This window comes from Kitasatospora cathayae (genome assembly GCF_027627435.1).
Taxonomy (GTDB): domain Bacteria; phylum Actinomycetota; class Actinomycetes; order Streptomycetales; family Streptomycetaceae; genus Kitasatospora; species Kitasatospora cathayae.
In genome coordinates this window covers 236,261-253,071 of record NZ_CP115450.1, presented here as the reverse complement: position 1 = coordinate 253,071, position 16,811 = coordinate 236,261, and the positions used below count along the sequence as shown (strand labels likewise).

Sequence of the window (16,811 nt, the reverse complement as noted above, 5' to 3'; positions counted from 1 at the left end):
CCCTCCCCGCCCTCAAGGGGCGGGTATTCCTCCCGCGCCTGCGGCACGGACGCCCGTGGACCGCTGGTCGCCGAGGTGGGTTCCCCGTTCAACGGGCCGTGCCTGGCGTGGGATCGCCACACCAGGACTGACCGGCCCTCCAGGGGCGTTTAGCCTGTCCGCCTGCCCGGCGGCCAGGATGTTGCGAGCAGCATTGAGGTCACGGTCATGCAGCACACCACACACGCCGCAGGCCCACTCGCGCACCGCGAGGGGCTTGGGCCCGTCGCGGTGCCCACAGCCCGAGCAGAGCTGGGAGGACGGGAACGCGCGGTGCACGATGCCGATGTGTCTCCCGTACCGGGCTGCTTTCTCTTCGATCAGGCGCCGGAAGGTGGACCATCCGGCGTCGTGGACGGACTTGGCCAGGCGGCCTCGGGCGAGGCCGCGCACGTTCAGGTCCTCCAGGTACACCGCTTGGGTTTCGCGGATGATCCTGGTGGTCTGCTGGTGCAGCCAGTCCATGCGGGTGTCGGCCACCTTGGCGTGGGCCTTGGCGACCTTGCGCCGGGCCTTGGCCCGGTTCTTCGACCCCTTGGCCTTGCGGGACAGCTCCCGCTGCGCGGCCTTGAGCCTCTTCTCCGCCTTGCGGAGGAAGCGAGGGTTGTCGATCACCGAGCCGTCGGAGAGGACGGCGTAGGTGGTGAGCCCGAGATCGATGCCGACCTCGGCATCGATCTCGGGAAGGTGGACCGGTTCCACGTCCACGACGAAGCTCGCGTGATAGCGGCCGGACGGGTCCAGCACGATCGTCCCGGACGACGGGTCGGCGGGCAGGGCCCGCGACCACTTCACCCGCACATCGCCGATCTTCGCCAGGTTCAGCTTGCCGTTGGACCGGATGCGGAACCCGTTGTGGGTGAACCGCAGGCTCTGCCGAGAGAGGCGCTTCGACTTGAACCGTGGCAAGCCGACCGGCCGGCCCTGCCGCTTGCCGGACACCGAGTCGAAGAAGTTCCGGTAAGCCGATGCCAGGTCCCGGAGGGACTGGATCAGCGGGTCCACCCCGACCGAGGCCAGCCACCCCCGCTCGGCGGTCCTCTTCGCCGACGTGATCACCAGCTTCTGAAGATCCGCGCTCTTGGGGTACGGCTTCCCGTCCTTGCGGGCCTCCTTCCGCACCGCGAGAGCGTCGTTGTACACCACCCGCGCACACCCGAACGTCCGGGCCAGCGCAGCGCGCTGACCCGACGTCGGGTAGATGCGATAGGAGTACCTCAGGTGCACACGATCAACCTACCGACAGGCACTGACAACGGCTCACGTCAGAACCTCCGAAGACCACTCCGCCGCTTCGCGGCTCCGAGCCAAGGACCTTCCCCCACCCTCCGGGCGGGGGACCCCCATCTCCCCGGCCTGGAGGCCGGGGCATCCTAGGAGATCAAAGGTGAACCACGACCAGGCCCTGGCCCTCCTCCAGGAGGTGCTGACTGAGATCGTCCCGGACGCGGACTTCGGGCGGATCGGACCGGACATCGACCTGCGGGAGACGCTCGAACTCGATTCCATCGACTTCCTCACCCTCGTCGAGCGGCTGTCCGAACGGGCGGGGTGCCGGATCGACGAGGACGACTATCCGCGCCTGACCACCCTCGCGGACGGCGCGGCCCTCCTGGCCGAGCGAACCTGAGCGCGCGGCCGGGGCGGTGCCGCTCGTCGACGACCGGCACGGCGGAGATGCCGTGGCGGTGGAACAGCCCGGCAATCTCCTTGAAGGTGGTCTCGCGGTGCGCGACGACCATGTTCCGGGTCATCACGTCATGAATGGTGCGCTGCTACCTGGTCTCCTCTTCCGGGACGGGCCGGTCAGACCAGGCGGGCGCCCCAGGCGCGGGCTCGGTCGAGTTCACCGGCGCGCAGCGGGCCGTCGGTGCCCTCGACGATGAAGCCCTCGGGTTCGGCGACCACGTCGTAGTGGTGTCGGGAGAGCCGCTGGGCGATGCCGTCGGCTGCGCTGCCGGCCAGTGGGGTGCCGACGCGGGTGTCGAACGCGGCGGCGTAGGTGCCGGGTTCGGTGTTCGGGAGGTCGTGGAACCAGGAGCGCAGGCCCGGTCCCTCGGCGGTCTGCCGGGCTTCGGCGGTGGCGTTCTCGCGGCCTTCCTTGCGGTTCTCGGCCGCGACGGCCATCCGGCGGCTGAGCCCGGAGGACATGCCGTGGATGTGGGTCGGGCCGCCGACCACCAGCAGGTCCGCGGACCGGGTCACGTCGGCGATGGCTTCGGCCACCGGGAGGCAGTCGACGGACGCGGTGGGGTCGGCCTGGTGGACGCCCTCGGCGATGGCCTCGGCGATCTCGCGGGTGTTGCCGTACATGCTTTCGTACACGATCACGGTGTGCATGGTCTCCACCTTTCGTCACCACCAGGCTCGCGCCGTGAGCGCGGTCCGCAGGTGGGCCGTTCGGCCCGGATCGGCCACCGGACGGTCTTGCGGCGGTCAGCCGTGCGGGACGACCTCGACCGGGCAGTGGACGTGGTGGATCGCGGCATGGGCCACCGGGCCGAGGTGGGTGCCGAGCGGTAGCCAGCGGGTGCGGCGGCCGACGACGAGCAGCCGGGCCGTCGCCGCAGTGTCCACGAGGACGGCTGCAGTGTGGCCCCGGACGAGGTCGGCGGCCACGTCCAGCTGGGGGCAGCGGGCCCGCCAGGGCTGGCACGCTGGTAGGTCTCGTCGCTCCCGACCACGTCCCGCGCCGGCCCGGGCCAGGCGTGGAGAAGTACGAGAGAGCACCTGCGGCACTGCGCCTCGTGGACGGCCTACGCGGTGACGGCGAGGCTTTCGGGCGAGTTGTCGAATCCGACGACGACGGGAGGGTTCACGGTGTGCTCCTCAGTCCCGTGGCGAGTCGATCGTGGCGGCCAGGCTCCGGGCCGCCTGCGGGAACGGCCGGTCGAGCCGGATGCCGAGACCGTGGTCCACGACCGAGGATCGGCGGGAGCGACGACCGCTGCCTCCCGGCGTCGGCTCGGCTCAGCGCCGGGGAGTGGGCACGATCACGATCGGGCAGTGCGCGCGGTGCAGCAGGCCGTGCGGGACGGAGCCCAGCCGCATGCCGGTGAAACCGCCCTGCCCGCGGCGGCCGACGACCACGGCGAGGGCGTGCTCGGACGCGGCGCCCAGCTCCTCGACCGGGTGGCCGTGCACCAGTTCGTGGGTGACGGTCACGTCGGGGTGGCGCTCGTGCCGTCCGGCGGTGGACTCGACGAGCAGCCGGCGGAGGATCCGTTCGGTGGCAGGCTCGTCGAGGTTGCCGACTGGTGGGCGCTGCCACACCCATATGGCGCGCAGGGTGGCCCGCCGTTCGGCGGCGAGGTCGAGTGCGAAGGCGACGGCGGCCTGCGAGGACGGGCTGCCGTCCACACCGACCACGACGTACGGCGGGTCCTGGGTGACGTGCTCGGGGTCGCGGACGACCACGACCGGGCAGGGGGACTGGGCGCTCACCGGGACGGTCACCGAGTAGGCGCTCAGCAGCTCGGCCGTCCGCCCCAGCCGACGGGAGCCCAGGACCATCAGCTCGGCGTGGACGGACTCCCTGTACAGCACCAGGGCCGGGAAGTCCTCGTCGACGGCCGTGATGAGCTCCAGACCGGGGTGCCGTTCGCGGGCCGTGCTGGCGGCCCGGTCGAGCGCCTGGTCAGCGCGCTGGCGCAGGGCCTTGCGGTAGCGGCCCTCGTCGAAGACGCCGAACTCATGGAACAGGGACGGGGCGGCGTGCACCAGCCGCAGCGGCAGTCCGCGGCGGTGGGCTTCGTCGGCGGCCCAGCCGGCGGTCATCCGGCCGGTGTCGAGCGCGTCGACGCCGAGGACGACGGGACGGCGCGGGCCGTCCGAACTCACGGGTGTCATGGCTCCTCCTCGGACCAGACGACCGGACCTCGCTCCCACGTTAGGCAGGCCCGGTGCCCGGCACGAGGGCCGACCGGCTCAGGGCCGTGAGCCTGGCGGCCCCGCCTGTGACATCCCTGACCGGCGACTCAGGCCGGCTCATGGAAGCCTGGGGACGGACGGTCGACGGCGGCAGAGTGGAACACGGGCCGAACGAGGAGGTGGCCACTACGCTCCGGATCGAGGTTGTCGCCCGGCCGACCGGTCCAGGCTCCCTGGTGTGCCAATTCCCGAACCCGCCGTGAGAGCTGCGCTGGACTGGTTCATAGGGAAGGGTGACCAGCGGCTTGAGCGGGGCGTTCGTCCGAACATGCTGCTCTACGCCGCTGTTCCCATGGCATCCCATGATCCGTTGGCCTGGCCTGGCATCGCATGTCCGCATTACTGGTCATGGTTCTTGTGGAGGATCACGAGTACCGGAAGGCTCTTGATGAGCTTGCCGCCGCCGCGGTCCCTCGGCTGTTCGGCTCGGGCCGAAGCCAATGGGACTCCTGATCCGAGGTGACCGGCGTTTCCGGGCGGCGCGTGCTTACAGGACGAGCACCCGCTCGCCCGAGCGCGGGACCACGGCCGTCCAGCCGAGTTCGCGATCGATCCGGTCTCGCAGGGCTTCCGAGCCCTCGGGCTCGCCGTGGACGAGGTAGACCGCGCTCGGTGGCGGGGCCGTCCGCAGCCATTCGATGATCTCGGCGGCGTCGGCGTGCGCGGAGAAGGCGGGGACGTTGACGACCTCGGCGCGCACCGGCACGTAGGTGCCGTACATCTTCAGCGTGCGCGCGCCGTCCACCAGGTCGCGGGCGCGGGTGCCCTCGGCGGCGTAGCCGACCACGACGGCGGTGTCGCGGGCGTCGGGCAGCAGGCGGGCGAGGTGGTGGACGACGCGGCCGCCGGTGGCCATGCCGGAGGCGGAGACGATGACGGCCGGGCCGTGGGCGTGGTCCAGGGCGAGCGAGTCCTGGAGCGAGTGGATGAGGGTGAACGGTTCCGGGTCGAGGGCGGTCGGGCCCTCGGCGAGGACGTCCGGGCGCAGCTGGTCGGAGGCGGCGGTGAAGGCCTCCCGGTAGATCTGCAGGGTGGCGAGCGCCATCGGACTGTCCACGTACACGGGCACGTTGGCCGGCAGGCGGCCGGCCCGGCGCAGTTCGGTGAGCTGGTGCAGGACGACCTCGGTGCGGTCGACGGCGAAGGACGGGATGACCACAGTGCCGCCGCGCGCGAGGGTCCGTTCCAGCGCGCGGGCGAACCATTCGCGGGCGGCGGTCTCCTCGTGGTGCCGGTGGCCGTACGTGGACTCCATGAGCAGGACGTCGGCGCCGGCGAAGGGCTCGGGCGGGCGCAGTAGCGGGTGGACGGGGCGGCCGAGGTCGCCGCTGGCGGCCAGCGTGTGGCCGTCCTCCAGGGTGAGGTGGGCCCAGGCGGAGCCGAGGATGTGCCCGGCGCGGTGCAGGCGGAGCACGATGCCCGCGGTGATCTCGACGTCGGTGTCCAGCGGGACGGGGTCGAACATCCGCAGCGCGTTCTCGACGTCCTTTTCGTCGTAGAGCGGCTCGGCGGGCCGGTGCTTGGACCAGCCGTGTTCGTTGGCGTGGTCGGCCTCCTCCTGGAGCAGGTGGGCGCTGTCGCGCAGGATCAGCTCGGCGATCCGGGCGGTGTCGGGGGTGGTGAGCACCGGCCCGCGGAATCCGTCCCGGACGAGGCGGGGCAGGTAGCCGCAGTGGTCCAGGTGGGCGTGGGTGAGCACGACGGCCTGGACGTCGGCGGGGTCGAGCGGCAGCGGGCGCCGGTTGCGGCGGCGGAGCTCGGCCAGGCCCTGGAACAGGCCGCAGTCGATCATCAGGCGGGCGTGGTCGGTCTCGACCAGGAACTTGCTGCCGGTGACGGTGCCCACGCCGCCGAGGAAGGTCAGCAGGCCCGGTCGGGGCTGTGGTCGGGGCTGCTGCGGTTTGGATTGGCCGGTGTCCGTGGTCATGGCCGCCTCCAGCACGGTACGAGGTTTCCCCATCGTCCCGCCGCCAGGCCGCGTTGTCCTGGGCCGAACCGGCCCTGGCGGCAGGGACCGTCCGGCCCTGTGCGGGCGCCCGCGGCGGGCGGACAGTGAAGGCGGGACCACCGGAGGAGGAGTGAGGACGATGCAGCACCGCAGCGTCGGCGACGTGATGACCCGTGAGGTCGCCACGGCCCGGCCCGACACGCCGTTCAAGGAGATCGCGGCGCTGTTCCACCGCAACGACATCACCACGATCCCGGTGATCGACGACCAGGGCTGCCCGCTCCGCGGAGTGGCTGGAACGGCCCACGGCCGCCGACAGGACTGGCGCTGCTCTCGGTCGGGCTGGCGCGCTGGAACGAGATGCTGGACCTGCCCCACCTCCACGAGGTCCAGCGGATCGTGGCCGCCCTCGCCGAGCTGGGCGAGAACGTGAGCCGCACCCGGCCCGCCCTCTACGGAGCGGCCGGGTTCGGCGCGCGTCTGCGGTCTGTCGAAGCCCATGGCGAGCTGATCCTGGTCGATCTCCCGCGTCTCTACTTCGGTGCCTAGGACCTGACCTCACGCTGAGGACCCCGAACATCCCAGCCGGGAGAGCCGAACCGTGGAACGCAACCGCTACGCGGACCTCCTGCGCGTGGGGGCGATCGGCACGGTCGTCCTCGGTCACTGGCTGGTGACGAACCCCACCTACCGCGACGGGCGGCTCTCGGGCCAGGACGCGTTGCAGTACGTCGTCTGGGGACGCTGGCTGACACTGCTGTTCCAGGTGATGCCGGTCGTCTTCCCGGTCGGAGGCTTCGCCAACACGGCCTCGTGGACCGAGCACCGCGGCCACGGGGGGGACTGGGTGAGCTGGGTGCGCCGATGTGCCCTCCGGCTGCTCTGGCCCGCCACGGTGTATCTGGCCGCGGCCTTCCTCGGGGTCGCCGCGGCCCGGGCGAGCGGCACAGGTCGGGGTGAACTGGCGCAGACCGCTTGGTACATCGCCCTGCACCTGTGGTTCCTGCCGGTCTACCTGCTGCTGATCGCTCTCACTCCCGTGCTCCTCGCCGCGCATCACCGGTGGGGTCTCCGGCTGCCCTTCGTGATGGCGATCGCCGCCGCGGCCGTGGATCTCGCCGTACTCGGCCCGCGTCTGCCAGTGGTCGGCTTCGCCAACTACCTGCTGGTGTGGGGCTCCATGCACCAGTAGGGATTCGCCTGGCACGACGTCAACTCACCAGCGGCCGCCGCCCGTTCGTGATGGCCGCGGCCGGTGCGGCTCTCCTCGCGGGCCTGCTGGCCTGGGGCCCGTTCCCGATGGACATGGTCGGTACCGGCAGCCGCGCCGGCAACACCACGCCGCCGTCCATCGCCCTGCTCGCCTTCGCCGCGACCCAGTGCGGCCTCCTCCTGGCGGCGGAGCCCTCCGGGCAGCGTCTGCTCGCCACAGCGAAGCGGCGGAACCGGCTCGCCCGCCTCAACCGGGCGGTGATGACGGTCTATCCGTGGTACCCCGTCCCGGTGGTGATCGTCACGATCACGCTCTACCCGCCGGGGCTCGTGTCCCAGCCCGCTGTCGGCTCCTGGCAGGGGTGGGCACTGCGCCCGCTCTGGCTCGCCGTCCTGGCCCTTCTGCTCGCCCTACTGACCCTGGCCGTGCAACGGGCGCAGCGACCGCTGCGTCGGCTTGCCACCGACCCGGGAGACGGCGGGCGCAGGTCCCCGCGAACTGCCCAAGCGTATGCGCCCGCGACTCGTCGGAAGCGACAGCAGCGGCCCGGACGCCGAACCCGAGCGCGCGCTGTTGGAAGAGGAACTCGGCTACCTCTTCCGCGGCCGGCTATCCGCCCGTGGCCAACGCCTGCGTGGAACGGTTCCGGCCCGCCGTGCCCGCGGCAGCGGCGCGGCCGAGGGGCTCACGGACACGATCGCCGCCCTGCGCCGGGGCCAGGCCGAAGCCGTCCTGATCGATGACCCGTTCGACCTGCACCGGCGGCTGTGGGTCGGCATGACGCCGAAGCAGATCGGCCTGACAAGGTATGAGTTGACAGACATCGGAATCGAGTCCAGCTGGGAGGAACCGGCCGACGCCGCACTGATCCGCGCGGTCGTAGGCACCGGCGCGGAACTCGTCGTCGTCCCCCACGACGAACTCCCCCTCCCCGACGCGCTGGGGGCGCTTCTGGGGTACCCCGACGCCGCCGGGTGAACTTGACACAAGGGTCGGACGAGCGCGACCCACCCTGGGCGCGCGAACGGCCCGACGCCGATCCCGCGGGCACCGGGGGACCGGCACCGGGCCGTCCTACCTTCGCCATGATGGAACCTGCAAGGTGGGCTCCCTACGCCGGAATTGCCCGGATCAGGTGGTGGAGGTCGCCATCGGGGGCTCGTCGACACCCTTCCGGCCTCTCAGCCCGACCGTCGAGATCGGCCCCGAACAGCGCAGTTTGACCATCCGGAGCCGCTCCGGCCGAGCTCCCTCGCTCGCCCTGCAGGCCAACTCCCGTGCTACTCGCGCCCCGTCGCGGTACCAGGGCCGAACGGCCCGCCGTACCGGCCGCCCGGCCCCGCGCGAGAACGGGTCGGTCGGGTCGCGCGCCTGCGGGGCGATGTGCTGGGCCATGGCCTGGCTGACCGCGTCCATGCACGGCGCGCAGTACCGGTCGGTCTCGGCGTCTGCGGCCATCGCCGTCGAAGCCGCGGCTGTGCCCGGCGGCAGGGCCGCGTCGAGATCGCGGATCCGTCCTTCCTCAACCGGCTCGCCCTGCCGGTCGCCCTGGCCGACACGGTCGGCCCGGACTCTCCGCTGACCAACAGGAGCTCAACCTCTCCTCCGCTGGCAACGGCCCCTGATCGCGCACGTCCTAGGGTGGTGGGTGTTGGGCGAGCGTGCCGGACGGGAGCCGCGATCATGTGTGAGGTGTTGCTGCGGGCGAGAGCCCCGTGTACTCGGGGCGGTCTCTGGGTGACCATGGCCGCCGCGGTGGGGCTGCTCGCGTCCGTCGCCTACAGTTCGTTCCTGCTGCAGTGGGTGGTGGGCTCGCGGCTGAGCGTGATCCGGTCGTACGTCAGCGAGCTGTCCGTGGCGGGCCAGCCCGGGGCCGTGGTGTTCCGTGTGGGCGACACGATCGGCGGGGTGGGCCTGGTCGTCCTCGCGTCGGGCCTCGCGACCTCGTGCGTCCGGGGGAGCCGGCGGGCGGTGGCCGCCGCGATCGCCCTCGCGGTCACCGGGCTGAGCTCGGCCGCCGACGGCGTGTGGCCGATGCCCTGCGCGCCGTCGGCCGACCCGGTCTGCCGAGCCCTGGACCGGAGCACCGTCACGGCGCAGCTCGCCCAGACTCACACGTTGACCAGCCTGCTGGAGTTCACGGCTGCGGTGATCGCCGCCGTACTCTTCGGCGCCGTGCTGCTCGGGCTGCCGGGTCACCACCGGCTCGGCCTGTTCACCCTGGCGGCCGGGCTCGCGGTGGGGGCCCTGGGGCTCGGGGAGATCGCGATGGTGCTGGTCGGCTCGCGGGCGGTCGGCGTTCCCGAGCGTGCCCAGGTCCTGTTGGTCTCCCTCTTCTGTTCGGTTCTCAGTTTCCACGTCCTGCGCCGCCGCCGACCCTCGGCGCGGCGGGTGCCGACGAGCCGGTCGGCCGTCGTGGGCCCGTCCGCGAACCCGGAGTGATGCCGAGGGAACCGGCGGGCCCGGTATCCGCCCGGCGGTCGTTGGCGGACGGACCGCCGACCCGTGGCCGGGTCCCGGCAGGCGGCGGTTATCAGCCTCCGAGCCGAGTGATCCGCACCGCGGGGCGGAGGGACTCGGCCACCTCCCGATCGAACGGCTCGATGCCGGGGGTGAGCATCGATGCGACAGCTGTGGCCACCCCGAGCGCGCAGGCGTCGACCGGATCGTCGCCTTCGGCCAAGCGGGTGACGATTGCGGCGATCATGGCGTCCCCGGCTCCGGCGTCGCTGAGGGGCTCTCCGGGCGGTGGCGGCGCATGCAGCTCCATGTGCCGCTGAACGGTCGAGCACAGCGCTCCGAGTTCCCCGAGGGTGGTGATGGCGATCTCGGATGCTCCGGCGGCGAGCAGCTGCTCGTTGACTGCGCGGGCGTCGTCGAAGCTCCGCACGGCCCGGCCGGCGAGGTAGGCGGCCTCGCTACGGTTGCATCTACGCAGGAAGACGGCCTCGTGCAGCGACTCGCGCAGGGCCGGTCCCGAGGTGTCCAGTAGCAGTCTGGAGCCGGCTCCCCTGACCCGGCGGGCGACGGTCGTGTAGAAGTCGTCGGGCAGGCCGCCGGGCAGACTGCCACTGGCTACGACATACGGGTGAGCGCCCGCTGCCCGCTCCAGCACGTCCAGGCAGCGCCGTCCCTCGTCGTCGTCGAGTCGCGGGCCGTGCGGCACGATGTGATAGCTGCGGCGTGACTCGGTCTCGAACAGTACGAACGCTTCGCGGGTTTCACCCGCGATCCCGAGGGCGAGGTGGTCGACGCCCTCCTCGTCCAGTAGCCGGTTCAGGCGCTGGCCGATCTCCTGGCCAGCGGTGTGGAAGGCGGTTGCCCGCCCCCCGAACCGCGCCACGCCGCGGGCGACGTTGATCCCTCCGCCGCCGGCGGCCACGTACCTGACCCGGGCGCGGGTCTTGCCGATGTCCACCAGATGGCCGACGTCGCAGCAGATGTCGACCGTAGGGTTCAGCGTGAGGGTGAGAATCGGTGGCGCACTCCCGGGCGGCGAACTTCTTCCTTCGCTCCCCGCCGCGGGCTGACCAGGTACCCCGGCGACGCTCATCGCAGTGGCCCGGCGGTTGTTGTCACCACAGCCACCGCCTGACGTCCCGACTGCTCAGCGCTGGCCCACCCGTTGTCGTAGTCGGCCACGACTTTCAGCAGACCGTCGGTGACGTTGATGGTGGTCAGCGTGAGGTGGACGATGGATGCCCGGAGGTTCGCCGCGATGCCAATACGTGCCGGCGGGCTGCCGACCGGGCGCGGGAACGAGCACCACCGGCGCAGGCGTCCGCGCAGCAGATCGCCAGCCATCTCCAACCTCCTCACTCAGGCCGGATACGCCTTCCATACTGGTGCGCGAGCCGGGATCGCGCGATCTGGAGTGCGCTTCCGTTGGCGGCGGCGCGTGCGCTGGCCCGTGAATCGGGGTGACTGGCAGCGCGCAGCATCGGTTACTAGCACTAGGTGTTCTGACTCGTGAGGTTGGGGACGCGGCTGGCGGGTGGCTTGCCTGCGAGTGCTGTGTGTCCGCGGTGGTGATTGTAGGTGTGGAGCCAGGCGGGGTAGGCGTCGCGGCGTTCCTGTTCGGTGCGGTAGGGCCTGGCGTAGGCCCATTCGTCGAGCAGGGTGCGGTTGAAGCGTTCGACCTTGCCGTTGGTCTGGGGCCGGTAGGGCCGGGTTCGCTTGTGCGTGATGCCTTCGGCCGCGAGGGCATCGCGCCAGGTCCGGGAGCGGTAGCAGGAGCCGTTGTCGGTCAGCACGCGCTGGACGGTGATCCCGGCCCGGGCGAAGAACTCGCTTGCCCGGGCCCAGAAGGCGGTGGCGGTCTCCTTGCGCTCGTCGGGCAGGATCTCGCTGTAGGCCAGGCGGGAGTGGTCGTCCACGGCGTTGTGGAGGTAGCTGTAGCCCGCGCCGGAACGGGTCTTGCGGCCGGCCTCACGGCCCAGGACCTTGTGGCCGCCGCCGTCGGGGATGTTGCCGAGCTTCTTGATGTCGACGTGGACCAACTCGCCCGGTGCGGCGCGTTCGTAGCGCCGCACCGGGCGGGCGGTCGCGCGGTCCAGATGGGCCAGGCGGGCGAGCCGGTAGCGGGTCAGCACGCGGTGCACGGTCGCTGGGTTGAGCCGCAGCAGGTAGGCGATGCGGGCCGGGCCCCAGCGGCGCAGGACGCGGACCTTGATGATCCGCCGCTCGGTGCGCGACGGGGTCCGCCGGGGGCTGCGGTGCGGGCGGCTGGAGAGGTCGCTCATACCGGCCTCGCCCAGCGCCCGGTAGCGGTCCGCCCAGCGCTTGGCCGTGGTGGGTGAGACCTGGAAGCGCTCGGCGGCCCGCCGCAACGGCCAGCCGTCGTCGACCACGCAGCGGGCCAGGCGCAGGCGTCCGGTCTCGGTCAGCGGTGCGTTACGGTGTGGCATGAGGGCCTTTCTGGCTGAGGTGCAGATGTCGCAATCCACACCGAGCCAGAAGGCCCTCACTCATTTCAAGATCACCACGCCGTGAGCCCTGTCACCAACCTCCGTGGTCAGTACAACTAGGGCCTGTTGCGAAAGTGTTGGCCGTGATCACTTCGCCTATGCGTCGAGCGATCTACTGTCACTCCGTCATGCAAGGATCCTTGACCATGATCTCCGCCGAGCAAGTGATCAACCGTGCTGGTGACGAAGGCGTGATGCCGTTGCTCACTCTGGACGAGTTCTTCGACGGTAACGACAACGAAGGATGCATCGCGCCGAACCAATGGGGCTATGGGCGGTCTGCTCTCGCGGAACTGGCCGAGCGTTTCCGCGCCATCGAGAGGCGCGAGGACGTCGCCTGGGTCCGGGTGCAACTGCACCCGGAGACATTGGAGATGGATGAACTCGCCGGTGAGGCCGTCGCCATCTGCACCACGGCGGACGAGAGTGTCTGCGCTGCGTGGATCGAGGGGTTCGAGGCCAGCGGTGTGATCCCAGAGCTGGTAGATGTCTTTCGTGACATTCCGGAGGTGCCACCCGGCGCGACTGTGTGGTCCATTGTGTGGGACTAGGCTCGGCGGCGATGGTGCTGGTCACAGCCACTCGTTGATGACGGCGACCAGCACCGTCGCCTCGTAGCGGACGGCGAGCTTGTCGTACCTCGTGGCCACGGCCCGGTGGCGCTTGAGGCGATTGATCCCGCATTCCACCGCGTGGCGCTCGCGGTAGTCGGCCTTGTCGAATTTCGGCGGCCGACCGCCGCGCGAGCCGAGCTTGAGGCGGTTGCGGATCTGGTCCTTCTTCTCGGGGATGGTGCAGCGGATCCCGCGTCTGCGCAGGTAGGCGCGGTTGGCGCGGGACCCGTATGCCTTGTCGGCACGCACCTTGTCCGGCTTGGTGCGTGGGCGACCCCGGCGGAGCCGGGGCACCCGAATGCGCCCCAGCACCGTCTGGAACTGCGGGGAGTCACCGTGCTGCCCGGCGGTGACGACCAGCGCCAGGGCCCGCTGTCCCTGCTCGACTGCCAGGTGCAGCTTGGTGGTCAGCCCGCCCCGCGACCGGCCCAGCCCATGGTCGGCCGGCTCGACGACGACACCGCCGGGCGGCTCCTTCTGCAGGTCCCCCTTTTGCGTGCCCCGGCGGCGTGCTGGTGGGCCCGGGCCACCGTGGAGTCCACGGACACATCCCAGGTGATCAGCCCCTTGGCGTCGGCGTCGGCCTGCAACTGCTCCAGGATCCGCTGCCAGGTGCCGTTACGCTGCCACCGCCGGAACAGGTCGTAACACCGGTCCCACGGCCCGTACCGCTCAGGTATGTCTCGCCAGGGCGCCCCGGTCCGGGTTCGCCACCGTATGCCGTCGATCAGCTGCCGACGGGTCCACACCGGCGGGCGGCCCGGCTTCTTGCCCATCGGCAACAGGGGCTCCAGCCGTTCCCACTGGCCGCTCGTCAGATCACCACGCCACACAGAGCAAGATCATCTCACGGCCAAGATCGACTTTCGCAACAGGCCCTAGCTCGGTTCCGTCGCTGCTTGGGCAGTGTTCAGTGGGCTCTGCCTTCTGAGCCGGAGCCGGTGGACCCTGTTGGCCGGTGCGGCGACGTCGGGTGTCCGTGCGTCGGCTGTCGGCTCCCGGCAGACGGAGCGGGCCGGACCGCCGAGCTCGGTTGCCGAGCTCGGCGCCTGGTGATCTACTCGAAGAAGTACGTTCACCCGTATGGAGCACTCGCCAGGTGCCCGGCGAAGCACGGCGCACGAAGCCGCCTGTCGGCTATGGGGCCTGGGTTCCACCAGCCCGCGGTGTGGTGAGAGGCCGTGCTGCTCAACTCAACCAGAGGAGAGGAGCGCGGTCATGACGACCACGGCCACGAGCAGCAGCCCCGCGCGGCAACTGCGCCACGACTGGCGCCACGAATACGCCTACACCCTCGGAGAACAGGCCTTCGTCTACGGCTTTCCCTACATCTACAACGCCCGGCTCCGCTACGACTGGGTGACCCGGAAGCCCGAAACGGACATGACCCCGCACTCCGCGGTCAACCACTTCTGGCACGCTCGCAAGCTCTTCGACGACTCCGACCGGGAAGGCCGGGCCCCCAACAACGACACTCTCTACTCGGCTGCCTGGGTCGATCTGAGCGAGGGCCCCGTCATCCTCTCCCACCCGGAGATGGGCGATCGCTACTTCACTTTCGAACTGGTGGCCATCACCTCGGACAACTACGACTACGTCGGTAGGCGAGCGACGGGATCCCGGGCCGGTGACTTCGCACTCATCGGCCCGGGCTGGCGGGGGACGCTGCCCGAAGGAGTGCGCCGCACCGCGACGGCCGCCAGCCCCTGGATCATCGTCCTCGGCCGTACCCTCATCGAAGGCGAGCACGACCTGCCCGCCGTCCACGCGTTGCAGGACCAGTACCGACTGACTCCACTCCAGCTGTTCGGTAAAGACAACGCCACGCTGCCGGAGCGCCACGACGTGCTGGAACCCGTCGATCCGGCGCAGGATCCGCTCGGGGCGTGGAAGACGCTGAACGCGATGCTGGCCGAGAACCCTCCTCCGGAGCACCACGAACTCCTGCTGAGACAGTTCGCGCAGCTCGGCGTCGGGCCTGGCCTGGACGTCGAGTCCCAGCCCGAATCGGTCAAGGCGGGCCTGGTCGCTGCCGCCGCCTCCGGCCTGCCCATGCTCGAACAGCAACTGCTCAGCGGCGACTGGGCCAAGACGATCAACGGCTGGCGTTACCCGCCGCCGCAGATGGGCCACTTCGGGGACGACTTCCTCAAGCGTGCCGCCGAGCAGGCCCTCTTCGGTGTCGCCGCCAACGATCTCGACGAAGCGATCTACCTCGTCGCCTTCCACGACGCCGCAGGCGAGAGGCTCTCCACCGGCCGCTACGAGATCCGTTTCGAACCGGGACAGCTGCCCCCGGTCGACGCGTTCTGGTCCCTCACCGCCTACGACGAGAACCGGAACCTGATCACCAACCCGATCGACCGCTACTCGATCGGCGACCGCACCCCCGGGCTGGCCACCGACCTCGCTGGCGGCCTGACCATCTCCATGCGTCCCGACTCGCCCGGCCTCGGCCGGGAGGCCAACTGGCTGCCGATACCGTCGCAGGACACCTGGTTCGTCATCCTGCGCATGTACCTGCCGCGCGCCGAGGTCATCGACGCGCACTGGTCCTGTCCGCCGATCACGCGTCTCCCCTGAGGGCGCCCGGACCGGAGATCCGCCGGGCCGAGCACAGCGGTGAAGGTCCGGGCGACCTGCCAGCCGCAGCTCGACGGTACCGGACTTCACAGCACGCCGGGGCGAGCACAGCCCCCAAGGAGCTCCGAGGAACGTTTCTGTCTGAGCATCCAGGAGGAACCCGATGTCCGGTCCACCGCTGCCACCACCGCGCGGCCCGATCTCCGAGGCGGTGTGCGCCCGGCTGTCCGGCGGTTCGCCCGGGATCGGCACGGCGCCGGATGTCCGCGACGCGCAGAAGTCCGATCCGTGGGCCGAGGACTTCCAGCTCGCCCTCTACGTCTGCCACGAACTGCACTACCAGGACTTCGCGGGGGTGGACACGGAGTGGGAGTGGGACCACGGACTGCTGCGGCTGCGCCGGGAACTCGAGCGTTCCTTCCTGGCCGGACTGCGGGAACCGCGAGCACGTCGAAGCCGACGCCGTCCACGAGCAGCTCGTGCGGCACGGTGTCATCCGCCCGCTGCTGCAGGACGAACCGGAGCTGGAGCCGGACATCGCCTTCGGCCTGGCGTCCGGGTGTCCGGTGGAGGGCGACCTCGGCGACCATCTGCTGCAGAACTGGCGGCAGGGCCTCAGCTCACTGCGGGGCGGGCGGCTCGACGGACGGGCCCGGCGTCCGGCGGAGGCGGTGGCTGGTGTCGCAGAACGGGTACCGCCGGCTGCGTCGGCAGGTGCACAGCGCCACGACGGGGCGCTCGGAGCGGACCGTCGAGCCGTCAGGCAGGACGACCTCCACCGGCCCCTCGACCAGCACAGGCCCTGACCCGGTCAGCCGCACCAGCCGCGGCTCGCGTTCACCCGAGGCGGACAGCGCGCACCACCGCCAGCTCCTCATCGCGCCGGCCGGGCGGTATCAGCCCGCGTTGCTCGAACCATTCGGCCCGGGCGGACATCACCGGCCCGAACGCCTGCCGACGGCGGGCGACGACCGAAGCGGCCAGACCGGACCTCCGAAGCGCGGCCGTGGTCCGGTCGATGTCCGCCAGCGACGACTGGACCGGCAGCAGTACGCCCCCGGGCCTCAGCAGGCGCGGGGCCTGGACACAGATCCGGTCCAGCAACAGTCGACCGTCCCAGCCGGCTGCCCAGGACCGGGCGGTGCCGCGTGGCGGCGCGTCCCGGCTCGGTGCGGGGACGTAGGGCGGATTGCTGACCACCAGGTCGAACCACCGTCCAGCCACGGGGGTGCCGAGGTCCCCGTGGCGCGGCCGGATCCGGCAGCGGTTCAGCTGAGCGTTGCCCAGGCGGTGGCCAGAGCCAGCCATGACACGTCAACGGCGGTCACCCGGGCCCCGGCCTGGGCGGCCACGACGGCGACCGCCCCAGTGCCGGTGCCCAACTCCAGGAGCGCAGTCCCGGGGACGATCCGCTCGCAGGCCAGGCAATCGATCAGCAGAGCGGTGTCACCCTGCACCGGATACACCCCCGGCAGCTGCGACAGGCGCATACACCTGCCCCGAAAGGATCCGTTCCG

20 protein-coding genes and 2 pseudogenes are annotated in these 16,811 nt (G+C 71.1%); 9 read left to right on the top strand and 13 right to left on the bottom strand.

The features are described from left to right. Positions 1-12 precede the first annotated feature (12 nt). Complete coding sequence (locus tag O1G21_RS01355; protein ID WP_270139993.1) at positions 13-1,266, bottom strand: RNA-guided endonuclease InsQ/TnpB family protein; 1,254 nt, start codon at positions 1,264-1,266, stop codon at positions 13-15. A gap of 160 nt (positions 1,267-1,426) precedes the next feature. Between O1G21_RS01355 and O1G21_RS01350 the strand changes: the two genes are divergently transcribed. Beyond that, positions 1,427-1,669: an acyl carrier protein gene (locus O1G21_RS01350; RefSeq protein ID WP_270139991.1), complete on the top strand. Its 243-nt coding sequence runs from the start codon at positions 1,427-1,429 to the stop codon at positions 1,667-1,669. On the opposite strand, the gene O1G21_RS41625 is transcribed toward O1G21_RS01350, so the two are convergent. From O1G21_RS41625 to O1G21_RS01330, 5 genes are all read right to left on the bottom strand, one after another. Then, the gene (locus O1G21_RS41625; protein WP_405000569.1) at positions 1,557-1,793 is read right to left on the bottom strand and encodes a CBS domain-containing protein; all 237 of its coding nucleotides are present in this window, start codon (positions 1,791-1,793) and stop codon (positions 1,557-1,559) included. The genes O1G21_RS01350 and O1G21_RS41625 overlap by 113 nt on opposite strands. 52 nt (positions 1,794-1,845) lie before the next feature. Beyond that, positions 1,846-2,379: a flavodoxin family protein gene (locus tag O1G21_RS01345; protein ID WP_270139989.1), complete on the bottom strand. Its 534-nt coding sequence runs from the start codon at positions 2,377-2,379 to the stop codon at positions 1,846-1,848. Positions 2,380-2,475: 96 nt separating this feature from the next. Continuing rightward, the gene (locus tag O1G21_RS41305; protein ID WP_333493413.1) at positions 2,476-2,769 is read right to left on the bottom strand and encodes a universal stress protein; all 294 of its coding nucleotides are present in this window, start codon (positions 2,767-2,769) and stop codon (positions 2,476-2,478) included. Between the two features lie 240 nt (positions 2,770-3,009). Beyond that, positions 3,010-3,888 carry a universal stress protein gene (locus tag O1G21_RS01335; RefSeq protein WP_270139986.1) on the bottom strand — a complete coding sequence of 293 codons (879 nt, stop codon included), beginning with the start codon at positions 3,886-3,888 and terminating at the stop codon, positions 3,010-3,012. Positions 3,889-4,456: 568 nt separating this feature from the next. Beyond that, positions 4,457-5,896 carry an MBL fold metallo-hydrolase RNA specificity domain-containing protein gene (locus O1G21_RS01330; RefSeq protein WP_270139984.1) on the bottom strand — a complete coding sequence of 480 codons (1,440 nt, stop codon included), beginning with the start codon at positions 5,894-5,896 and terminating at the stop codon, positions 4,457-4,459. Between O1G21_RS01330 and O1G21_RS41300 the strand changes: the two genes are divergently transcribed. From O1G21_RS41300 to O1G21_RS01310, 4 genes are all read left to right on the top strand, one after another. After that, positions 5,895-6,350: a CBS domain-containing protein gene (locus O1G21_RS41300; protein WP_333493543.1), complete on the top strand. Its 456-nt coding sequence runs from the start codon at positions 5,895-5,897 to the stop codon at positions 6,348-6,350. The two genes, O1G21_RS01330 and O1G21_RS41300, sit on opposite strands and share 2 nt — an antisense overlap. Further along, complete coding sequence (locus O1G21_RS01320) at positions 6,278-6,466, top strand: hypothetical protein (protein ID WP_270151487.1); 189 nt, start codon at positions 6,278-6,280, stop codon at positions 6,464-6,466. Before O1G21_RS41300 ends, O1G21_RS01320 begins: the two co-directional genes overlap by 73 nt. A 52-nt stretch (positions 6,467-6,518) precedes the next feature. Further along, on the top strand, positions 6,519-7,109 hold the full coding sequence (locus O1G21_RS01315) for an acyltransferase family protein (protein ID WP_270139982.1): 591 nt from the start codon (positions 6,519-6,521) through the stop codon (positions 7,107-7,109). A gap of 531 nt (positions 7,110-7,640) precedes the next feature. Further along, positions 7,641-8,108 carry a hypothetical protein gene (locus O1G21_RS01310; protein WP_270139980.1) on the top strand — a complete coding sequence of 156 codons (468 nt, stop codon included), beginning with the start codon at positions 7,641-7,643 and terminating at the stop codon, positions 8,106-8,108. A gap of 153 nt (positions 8,109-8,261) precedes the next feature. Here O1G21_RS01310 and O1G21_RS41960 read toward each other — a convergent pair whose 3' ends face one another. Next, the gene (locus O1G21_RS41960) at positions 8,262-8,588 is read right to left on the bottom strand and encodes a hypothetical protein (RefSeq protein WP_456319220.1); all 327 of its coding nucleotides are present in this window, start codon (positions 8,586-8,588) and stop codon (positions 8,262-8,264) included. Between the two features lie 285 nt (positions 8,589-8,873). Here O1G21_RS41960 and O1G21_RS01305 point away from each other — a divergent pair, with 285 nt between their 5' ends. Then, entirely contained in the window at positions 8,874-9,572 is a 699-nt protein-coding gene (locus O1G21_RS01305; protein WP_270150735.1) for a DUF998 domain-containing protein, read from the top strand. A gap of 91 nt (positions 9,573-9,663) precedes the next feature. Here O1G21_RS01305 and O1G21_RS01300 read toward each other — a convergent pair whose 3' ends face one another. From O1G21_RS01300 to O1G21_RS01290, 3 genes are all read right to left on the bottom strand, one after another. Beyond that, positions 9,664-10,683, bottom strand: a complete 1,020-nt coding sequence (locus O1G21_RS01300) for a 1-phosphofructokinase family hexose kinase (RefSeq protein ID WP_270139978.1) — start codon at positions 10,681-10,683, stop codon at positions 9,664-9,666. Continuing rightward, entirely contained in the window at positions 10,680-10,934 is a 255-nt protein-coding gene (locus O1G21_RS01295) for a hypothetical protein (RefSeq protein ID WP_270139976.1), read from the bottom strand. Before O1G21_RS01295 ends, O1G21_RS01300 begins: the two co-directional genes overlap by 4 nt. Before the next feature lie 149 nt (positions 10,935-11,083). Continuing rightward, positions 11,084-12,037: an IS481 family transposase gene (locus tag O1G21_RS01290; RefSeq protein WP_270139974.1), complete on the bottom strand. Its 954-nt coding sequence runs from the start codon at positions 12,035-12,037 to the stop codon at positions 11,084-11,086. A 206-nt stretch (positions 12,038-12,243) separates the two neighbouring features. Between O1G21_RS01290 and O1G21_RS01285 the strand changes: the two genes are divergently transcribed. Further along, on the top strand, positions 12,244-12,648 hold the full coding sequence (locus O1G21_RS01285) for a hypothetical protein (RefSeq protein ID WP_270139972.1): 405 nt from the start codon (positions 12,244-12,246) through the stop codon (positions 12,646-12,648). A gap of 21 nt (positions 12,649-12,669) precedes the next feature. Here the strand turns inward: O1G21_RS01285 and O1G21_RS01280 are convergent. Then, a protein-coding gene (locus O1G21_RS01280) for an IS5 family transposase (protein WP_270139970.1) occupies positions 12,670-13,544 on the bottom strand; the annotation gives its coding sequence in 2 pieces (ribosomal slippage) (positions 12,670-13,151 and positions 13,151-13,544; 876 coding nt in all). Between the two features lie 385 nt (positions 13,545-13,929). On the opposite strand from O1G21_RS01280, the gene O1G21_RS01275 reads away from it, so the two are divergent. Next, positions 13,930-15,294 carry a DUF1254 domain-containing protein gene (locus O1G21_RS01275; RefSeq protein ID WP_270139968.1) on the top strand — a complete coding sequence of 455 codons (1,365 nt, stop codon included), beginning with the start codon at positions 13,930-13,932 and terminating at the stop codon, positions 15,292-15,294. 443 nt (positions 15,295-15,737) lie between these two features. Further along, positions 15,738-15,923: pseudogene (locus O1G21_RS41620) on the top strand (iron-containing redox enzyme family protein); the annotation flags it as partial. Here the strand turns inward: O1G21_RS41620 and O1G21_RS01265 are convergent. After that, positions 15,915-16,172: a CDGSH iron-sulfur domain-containing protein gene (locus O1G21_RS01265; protein ID WP_270139966.1), complete on the bottom strand. Its 258-nt coding sequence runs from the start codon at positions 16,170-16,172 to the stop codon at positions 15,915-15,917. The pseudogene O1G21_RS41620 and the gene O1G21_RS01265 sit on opposite strands and share 9 nt — an antisense overlap. Beyond that, a pseudogene (locus O1G21_RS01260) lies at positions 16,132-16,784 on the bottom strand (HemK2/MTQ2 family protein methyltransferase). Before O1G21_RS01260 ends, O1G21_RS01265 begins: the two are co-directional and overlap by 41 nt. Positions 16,785-16,811: the final 27 nt, after the last annotated feature.